The 8,764-nt window shown below is 65.4% G+C and carries 6 protein-coding genes; 4 read left to right on the top strand and 2 right to left on the bottom strand.

Annotation, left to right across the window (positions count from 1 at the left end; genetic code table 11):
• Positions 1-843, bottom strand: an 843-nt coding sequence (locus tag RTQ46_RS24355; protein WP_312440176.1) for a PAS domain S-box protein, incomplete at its 3' end; no start/stop codon positions are given.
• Between the two features lie 271 nt (positions 844-1,114).
• Here RTQ46_RS24355 and RTQ46_RS24350 point away from each other — a divergent pair.
• Positions 1,115-2,752, top strand: coding sequence for a hypothetical protein (locus RTQ46_RS24350; RefSeq protein ID WP_312440175.1), 1,638 nt, complete (start codon positions 1,115-1,117; stop codon positions 2,750-2,752).
• Here RTQ46_RS24350 and ppc read toward each other — a convergent pair.
• Positions 2,749-5,589 carry a phosphoenolpyruvate carboxylase gene (gene ppc / locus RTQ46_RS24345; RefSeq protein WP_312440174.1) on the bottom strand — a complete coding sequence of 947 codons (2,841 nt, stop codon included), beginning with the start codon at positions 5,587-5,589 and terminating at the stop codon, positions 2,749-2,751. The genes RTQ46_RS24350 and ppc overlap by 4 nt on opposite strands.
• 227 nt (positions 5,590-5,816) lie before the next feature.
• Between ppc and hemC the strand changes: the two genes are divergently transcribed.
• From hemC to RTQ46_RS24330, 3 genes are read left to right on the top strand one after another with little or no spacing between them, the layout of a single operon-like run.
• On the top strand, positions 5,817-6,818 hold the full coding sequence (hemC, locus tag RTQ46_RS24340) for a hydroxymethylbilane synthase (protein WP_312440173.1): 1,002 nt from the start codon (positions 5,817-5,819) through the stop codon (positions 6,816-6,818).
• Positions 6,811-7,611, top strand: coding sequence for a uroporphyrinogen-III synthase (locus RTQ46_RS24335; protein WP_312440172.1), 801 nt, complete (start codon positions 6,811-6,813; stop codon positions 7,609-7,611). Before hemC ends, RTQ46_RS24335 begins: the two co-directional genes overlap by 8 nt.
• Positions 7,608-8,762 (top strand): uroporphyrinogen-III C-methyltransferase, encoded by a 1,155-nt coding sequence (locus RTQ46_RS24330; protein WP_312440171.1) that lies wholly within the window; start codon positions 7,608-7,610, stop codon positions 8,760-8,762. Before RTQ46_RS24335 ends, RTQ46_RS24330 begins: the two co-directional genes overlap by 4 nt.
• Positions 8,763-8,764 lie beyond the last annotated feature (2 nt).

Genomic DNA, 8,764 nt, shown 5'->3' with positions numbered 1-8,764 from the left:
GAGTTCATCCAGGCCGATCCCCCATTGCTGCTCGCAGGCCTCGTTCATCAGCAGCACGCGCGAGTCCGGCGTTTTCAGGAACAGCGCCAGAGGCAGCATGGAAATAATCTCCTGCAGCCGTTTCTCGCTGTCGGCCAGCGCGTGCTGCGCCTGCTTGCGCACGGCGACCTCGCTCGATAGCTGTGTGTTGGCATCCTGCAACTGCGCCGTGCGCAGCGCGATCCGTTGTTCCAGCCCCGCATGCACGGCCGTCAGCGCCCGCTGCGCCAGATGGTATCCGGTGACATCGGTGGCGACGGTGAGCGAGCCGCACAGCTCGCCCTGCGCGTCAAGCAGGCGCTTGCCGCCGACCATCGCCCAGGCCGTGGCGCCATCGGCGCGCTGGTATTCGAGCAGGCGCGCGGTGCAGGTCAGGTCCGCGCCGGCCGTGTCCAGCCGTTGCATCGGGCACAGCCGCGCCAGGGTAGCGTCATCGAAAAAGTCGCCGACATGGCAGCCGACGAGATCCTGCACGGCCAGGCCCAGCATCTCGCCCATGCGCCGGTTGGCGTCCACGATGCGGCCTGCCGCATCGGTTTGCCAGACGCCATCTTGTACCGTGTCGCCGAATTCGCGATAGCGTGCCGCGCTGGCCTGCAGCAATTGTTGCGCCGTGCCGGCCGCATGCCGCTGGTGCCGGTGCAGGCAGTGCAGCGACAGGCCGGCCGCCAGCAGCAAGCCCGCCATCATCGCCAGGCGCGCGTTCCAGGGAGCCGAAGGCCAGGCCGCACCGGCCAGCACGGCAGCCACTGTCAGGCTGACGGTGGCCGCCGCGTGCAGCAGTTGAAATGACAGTTTTGCCATCGTTGCCTTAACATGTCTTGACCTGTGCGCGCTGTTCGCCGGAATTTTTTATGGTGACCTTGCTTTCAAGCATTGTAATGCTGTCTTGTTATTGCTTTAAAAATAATTTCTATCGTGCTCAGGGTGCTGCGCACGACTTGCAGTTGCGCAATATTTTCTTTTTGTTATAGGTTAAAATTCATGCTAATTTGCAAACCAAAAAAGGTAGGCGTTCATGTCGACATGGAAGATCCAGCTTGGCGCAATGGCGGTTCTGATGGTATGTACAGGCTTGTCTGACCAGGTGCGGGCGGCGGTCCCTGACGGCATTCGAGATGCGCTGCAAGGCCAGCGCCTGGGTCTGCTTGCGGGCCAGGATTTCCGCCTGGCTGACGGCAAGTGCCAGGAGTGTGCGACCTTGCCGCAAGCCATGTTCTACTTTCGCGACGAGGTGATCGCCGTGCCCAGGGCGGGCCTGCCGGTGTCCGGCTTCTCCACCACCGCACGCGGCAAGTCCGACGTGCTGGCGTGGGCCGGCGGTACCGGCTCGCAAAGCCTGGCCTATCCCGGCCTGGTCTGGCTGGGCGCGCCGCAACTGGCCGACGCACGCATCTCGCCCGACGGCGCCAGCCTGCGCCTGCCCGGCGGCACGCTGCTGCCATGGCAGCCGGTGCCGAAGATCGCCACCAACCTGTCGTACTTCGACGCCAGCTCGCGCGCTTTCTTTGGCGATAAACCGGTGCGCATGCGCGGCACGCTGGAGCAGGCCGACGGCCAGCCGCGCTTTACGGCGCGTACCATCTGGCCCGGCGACTTCGTGATCAGACAGCAACTGGAAAGCCGGCCCCTGGGCAAGCAGGACAGCCTGATGGACTATGTACGGGCCGAGCACGGCGGCGCCAGGAGCGCGTATTCGAACCGCCTGATCTGGGAGCGCCAGCCGGGAACGGCCAGCACATGGCAGGGCAAGGATCAGCCTGTGCTGGGCATCATGCTCAACGGCGCGCAGGGCGACGATGACGAAGCGTATGGCGGCCATTTTGCGATCGCCACCGGCACTCTCGGGCCGCGCGGGGAAATGGCGGACTGGATCGTGAACAATTTTTATGCGCTCGACGCCTATGGCGAAAAGGGCATCCTGGCCGCGCCCGTGCCGATGGATAACTACCTGGCCGACCTGAACAGCGGGCAATCGTATTACCGTCCTTCCTACATGCTGGTGGCGGTGCTGAACAATGCACGCACGGCGGTGGCCTACCAGGGCGGCGTGCAGCGTATCTACAACCAGTACTACCGGCACGACATCGCCTACGACGGCGCGCTGAACAATTGCGCCGGCCTCAGCATGGATGTGTTTGCATCGCTGGGCTGGCAGATCCCCCGGCGCGGCCCGACCCACAGTTTGATGGCGCTGGCGGGCTACCCTTACAAGGCGATCACCAAGCTCAGCCTCAAAGAAGGGCGCAAGGCCTACGATTACCTGAATGAAGAGCAGACGCGGCTGTATCCTGCGGTGGCGTTTGACGCGGCCGGCCAGGATCTGCTGCAACTGGTGTCCGGCAAGCTGACGCGGGCGCTGACGCCGTTCGAGCAGCAGCTGCAACGCGATGTGGAGGCGCTGATCCTGGTGCGCATTCCGCAGTTTCCGTCGAGCCGTGCGTTCGGCTCGGCGCCCGTGTTTTCGTATGATGAATTCATGGCGCGCGCGCCGGCCGATCCGGCCGACTGGAAGATCATCCCGGTCGAGCCGCGGCCGTTTCCCGCGGCATTGCGCGATGGCCTGGCCAGCGCGCCGCCGGCACGCAGCGTGATGCCGTGGCCGGTGGCGCTGGCCGGTGTCACGCTGCTGGCGGCGCTGTGCGGCACCGCCCTGCTGGCCCGGCGGCTGATACGCCGGCGATCGCGCCGGCGTTCACAGGCGACGGTCTAGCCTGTATTGCGCAGGCCCGCCGCCACGCCATTGATCGACAGCTGAATGCCGCGATGGACGCGCTCGTCGACCTTGTCGTCGCCGGACAGGGCGCGGTGGCGCTTGATCAGCTCGACCTGCAGGTGGTTGAGCGGATCGAGGTAGGCGAAGCGGTTCTGGATCGAGCGCGCCAGCAGCGGGTTGCCCGCCAGGCGTTCCGTGTTGCCGGTGATTAGTTCCAGGCATTGCAAGGTATTGCCATGCTCTTCCGTGATGCGCTTGTAGATGCGCTCGCGCAGTCCGGCGTCAGCCACCAGCTCCGCATAGCGCGAGGCGATCGCCAGGTCCGTCTTGGCCAGCACCATGTCCATGTTCGACAGCAAAGTAGCAAAGAATGGCCATTCGGCGTACATGGTACGCAGGGTGGCGATCTTCTCGTCCTTCGCGCCGTTGCCGTCGTTGATCCACGCACCGATGGCGCTGCCGAAACCGAACCAGCCCGGCAGCAGCAAGCGGCACTGGCCCCAGGAAAAGCCCCACGGAATCGCGCGCAGGTCTTCGATGCGCTGGTTGGCCTTGCGCGACGCGGGGCGCGAGCCGAGGTTCAGCTCGGCGATTTCCGCAATCGGCGTGGCGGCAAAAAAATACTCGGTAAAGCCCGGCGTTTCATACACGAGATGGCGATATGCCTTGTAGGCCAGGTTCGACAGTTCCGCCATCACGGTCTCGAAGCGCTCCAGCCGGGCTGCGTGCTGCGGGTTTTCCGCCTGCGGCGCCAGGCTCGCTTCCAGGGTGGCGGCTACCAGCAGCTCCAGGTTGCGCCGGCCGATTTCCGCATTCGAAAACTTCGAGGCGATGATTTCGCCCTGTTCCGTCAGCCGGATCTGGCCGTTGACGGTGCCCGGCGGCTGCGCCAGGATGGCTTCATAGCTGGGTCCGCCGCCGCGGCCCACCGTGCCGCCGCGGCCATGGAACAGGCGCAGCTTGACGCCGGCCTGCCGGAAGTCGGCCACCAGCGCCAGTTCGGCCTTGTACAGCTCCCAGTTCGACGTGAGAAAACCGCCATCCTTGTTCGAGTCCGAATAGCCGAGCATGACTTCCTGCAGTTGCCCCTGTTGCGCAATCAGCTGCTTCACCAGCGGCAGCGCCATCGCGCGGCTCATGATGCCGGCCGCGCGCTGCAGGTCGGGAATGGTCTCGAACAGCGGGATTACCATCAGTTCGCTGCTGGCGCCGCCGCTGCCATCGACGCGCAGCAATCCCGTTTCCTTCTGCAGCAGCATCACTTCCAGCAGGTCGGATACGGTTTCCGTATGCGAAATGATGTAGTTGCGGATCGCCCGCGCGCCGTAGCGCTCGCGGATATCGCGCGCCGCGCGCAGGATCGCCAGCTCGGAATCGGTCACCTCGCTGTACGTGATGAACGGCGAATACAACAGGCGCGGCTGCGCCAGTTCATTGAGCAGCAGTGCTTCCTTGGCGTCTTCGTCGAGTGCCGAATAGTCGCTTGCCACGCCGCTTTTGGCGAACAGGTCGGCCAGCACTTTTTCGTGCACGTCCGAGGTCTGCCGCATGTCGAGCGAGGCCAGGTGGAAGCCGAAGATATCGGCTGCGCGGCTCAATGTGGCCAGGCGCGGACGGGCCAGCGCGGCGCCGTGGTTGGCCGCCAGCGAGGCGTTGATCACATTCAGATCGGCGACAAACGCCGACGCATCGGGGTAGGGCGCGGCCGCACCGACTTCCTTGCGCAGGATATTTGTGGCGCCCAGCGAGCGGGCGGTGGCGGCCAGGCGTGCATAGATGCCGATCAGCGCGCGCCGGTACGGCTCGTCGCTGCGGTGCGGCGAGGCGTCGGGCGACTGGGCGGCCAGCGCTTCGAGTTCGCTGCTCACGCCCACCAGCAGGGTCGACACCGACAATTCGGCGCCCAGCGCATGGACTTCATCGAGGTAAAAATCGAGGATGGTGGTGGCGTGGCGCGCCAGCGCATGCTGCATGGTGCCGGCATTGACGTTGGGGTTGCCGTCGCGGTCGCCGCCGATCCAGCTGCCCATCTGCACGTAGGCGGAGGCGATCGGCGTGACCGTGCCGTCCGCGTTCGGATACTCCACTGCGATATCGTCCTCGATATCGTCGTACAGGCCCGGCAGCTCGCGCAAAAAGGTGATGCGGTAGTACGACAGAGCGTTTTCAATCTCGTCGGCCACCGTCAGTTTCGAGTAGCGCAGCATGCGCGTCTGCCACAGGGTGGCCACGCGCGAGCGCAGCAGCTGCATGTTGGCCAGGCGCTCTTTCGGCGTTTGCGGCGTGTCGCGCTCGGCCAGCAGGCGCGCGATATCGTGCTCGGCGTCGAGGATGCTCTTGCGCTGCACTTCGGTTGGATGGGCCGTCAGCACCGGCGCGATCAGGGCCTCCTGGAAGAACGTATCGATGGTGGCGCGCGGCACGCCGGCGGCGCGCAGCTTCTTCAGCGCGAAGCCGATGCTGCCCTTCTGTGCCGTGGAGCCGGCCAGCAGGTGGGCGCGGCGGCGGCGGATATGGTGCTGGTCCTCGGCGATATTGGCCAGGTGCGAAAAATACGAGAACGCGCGCACCACGGAATTGGTCTGTTCGCGCGTGAGCTGCTTGAGCATGGCGTCCAGTTCCAGCGCGGCCTCGGCGTCTTCCTCGCGGCGAAAGCGCACCGACGTCTGGCGGATGGTTTCGACCACGTCGAACACGGCGTCGCCTTCCTGTTCGCGCAGCACGTCGCCCAGCAGGCGGCCCAGCAAACGGATATCTTCTTTCAGGGGCGCGTCCTTGTCCTGGCTGGCGGTGGAGGTGGCGGCTGTTTCTGCTGCACTGGCTTCATTGAGCATGATTAAGTACCAAAGTAGGTGTCAAAGAAAAGAATCGGCAAATACGCCGGGCGTTGGGCCGCAGCGGGCAGGGGAGCGCATGATAAAATTTATGATCTTGAACATGGCGTGTGACCGGTTTTGCCGAGTAGGCAAAGGAATAACAATTATAGCGACGCCGGGCCTCTTCCCGATAAACGCGTGAGCGTGGCAGCGTCGAAACAACAACGACAGCGAAAGAACTTGTGTTGAAATCATCCGAAACTCCCCACCAATTGACTATCCCGGCCAAGCTGGTCATCGCCTCGCGCGAAAGCCGGCTGGCCATGTGGCAAGCCGAGCATGTGCGTGCGCGCCTCGCTGCCCTGTATCCGCAGTGTAGCGTTGAAATTCTCGGCATGACCACGCGTGGCGACCAGATCCTCGACCGCGCACTGTCCAAGGTGGGCGGCAAAGGCCTGTTCGTCAAGGAGCTGGAAGTGGCGATGGACGAAGGCCGCGCCGACCTGGCCGTGCACTCCCTGAAAGACGTGCCGATGGAACTGCCAGACGGCTTCAGCCTGGCCGCCATCCTCGAGCGCGAAGATCCGCGCGACGCGTTTGTCTCGAACGACTACGATAATCTCGACGCGCTGCCGCACGGCGCCGTGGTCGGCACCAGCAGCCTGCGCCGCCAGTCGCTGATCGCCGCGCGCTACCCGCACCTGACCATCCTGCCGCTGCGCGGCAATCTCGACACGCGCCTGGGCAAGCTCGATCGCGGCGACTACGCCGCCATTATCCTGGCAGCCGCCGGCCTCAAACGCCTGGGCCTGGAAGAACGCATCCGCACCGTGCTCGACCCCGACTACAGCCTGCCGGCCGCCGGCCAGGGCGCGATGGCGATCGAGATCAAGAGCGAACGCACGGACGGCGTCGACCTGTTTGCCCTGCTGGCGCCGCTGAACCATCTGGCCACCTCGCAGGCCGTGACGGCCGAACGCAAGGTGTCGAAGATCTTCGGCGGCAGCTGCCAGATTCCGCTGGCGGCGTTTGCCACCGTCGATGGCGGCCAGATGCGCTTGCGCGCGATGGTGGCCACGCCGGACGGCGCGCGCATGGCCAGCGCTGATGTGCATGGCGCGGCCGATGCGCCCGAGCAGCTCGGTGAAGCCGTGGCCGAACTGTTGCGCGAGCAGGACGCGGCCGCCATCCTGGCTTCGTGCGCCGTCACGCCGGACCAGCACGAAGGCCTGGCGCCGCATGCCTGACTCTGCAAGAGTCATCATCACGCGGCCGGCCGCGCAAGCCGGGCCGCTGGCCGCCAGCATCGCCGCCCTCGGCCTGCAGGTGGAACTGCTGCCGCTGCTGGAAATCCATGCGCTCGACGGGGCCGAAGAATGCGCGCAGCTGGCCGCCGTGCTGGCGCGTTTGACTGATTACGATCTGGTCGCCTTTGTCTCGCCGAATGCGGTTGACTGCGCCTTTGCGCATCTGGCGAGCTGGCCGGCCGGCGTGGCGCTGGCGGTGGTGGGCGAGGGCAGCCGCCTCGCCTTGGCCGCGCACGGCGTCAACGACAGCAATGCCTCGATCACGTCTCCCGGCGAGCATGCGCGCAGCGATTCCGAGCATCTGCTGCTGGCGCTGGACCTGCCGGCGCTGCGCGGCAGGCGCGTGCTGATCGTGCGTGGCGACGGCGGACGCGATTTCCTCGCCGACGGCCTGCGCGCGGGCGGCGCGCAAGTCGAGTTTGTTACGGCCTACCGGCGCGCCGTGCCCAGGCTGACGCCCACCTTGCGCGCGACCCTGGAACGGCTGCTGGCGCATAATCATGACTGGATCATCACCAGCTCGGAAGCGCTGCGCGGTTTGCTGTCGCTGCTGGGGCAAATGGACGATGGCCACGAGGGCGCAGCGGCATTTGTTGTAAAAATGAAACAGCAGCATTTGATCGTGCCGCACGCCCGCATTGCACAGTCTGCGGCCGAGCTGGGCTTTGCCCGGGTCACCTTGACAGGATCTGGCGACGCAGGCGTGCTGGCCGCGTTACAATCACGACCATGAACGACATGCCTATCTCCTCCGAACCGAATGCCACGCCTGGCAGCGCCGTCCTGACGGCGCCGCAGGCGGCCGATCAACCTGGCTACGCAGTCCCGGGCCGCGCGCCAACGCTGCTCGAGCAGCTGCAAAAGCCGATGAGCATTGCCGTCATCACGCTGGCAGTATTGCTGGCCGCGCAAAGCTGGTCGAGCAGCAAGCAGATCCGCAACCTGCGCGAAGAAGTGGCCAAGCGCCTGCAAAAGGGCGACATCAGCAATGCCGAAACGGGTGTGCTGGCGCGTAACGTGCAGGAAGGCACGAAAGAGCTGCAGATCAAGGTCGGCGCGCTGGAAAACCGCCAGAGCGAAACGCAAAGCCAGCAACTGGCGCTGGAACAGCTGTACAACGACCTGTCGAAGAACCGCGACGAGTGGGCGCTGACCGAGATCGAGCAGGTGCTGTCGACGGCCAGCCAGCAGCTGCAACTGGCCGGCAACGTGCCCGGTGCGCTGATCGCGCTGCAAAACGCCGACCGCAGCCTGTCGCGCTCGGACAAGCCGCAATTCATCACCATCCGCCGCGCGATCGGGCGCGACATGGAAAAACTCAAGGCCCTGCCGAGCGTCGACTCGACCGGCGTGGCGCTGCGCCTGGATGCCGTGATCGCCCAGATCGACGCGCTGCCGATGCTGTCCGACGAAAAGCCGGCCTTGCCGGCGGCGCCGCAGAAAACCGCCAGGCCGGCGCGCAATGCCGACGGCAAGCTGGTCGGGCCGCCAGCGCCGGAACCGCTGCTGCAGCAGGTGCGCAATGGCTGGAACACCTGGAGCAGCGACATGTGGAGCGACGTGAGCCAGCTGATCCGCATCCGCCGCGTCGACACGCCCGAAGCGCTGATGCTGTCGCCGACGCAGTCGTACTTCCTGCGCGAGAACGTCAAGCTGCGCCTGCTCAACGCGCGCATGGCGCTGTTGTCGCGCAACGAGACGGCGTTCCGCAATGACCTGATCGCCGCCCAGGATGCGCTGGCCAGGTATTTCGACACGCGCGCGCGCGCCACGCAGACGGCGCAGGGATTGCTGCGCCAGGTGCAGGCCAGCAACCTGGCGATCGAGATGCCGACCTTGTCCGACAGCCTGACCGCTGTGCGCAACTACAAAGCGAAGTCCTGAGC

The sequence above is a fragment of the Janthinobacterium sp. genome, assembly GCF_031995485.1.
Lineage (GTDB): Bacteria > Pseudomonadota > Gammaproteobacteria > Burkholderiales > Burkholderiaceae_D > Janthinobacterium.
This window is presented reverse-complemented; position numbering and strand designations above follow the sequence as displayed.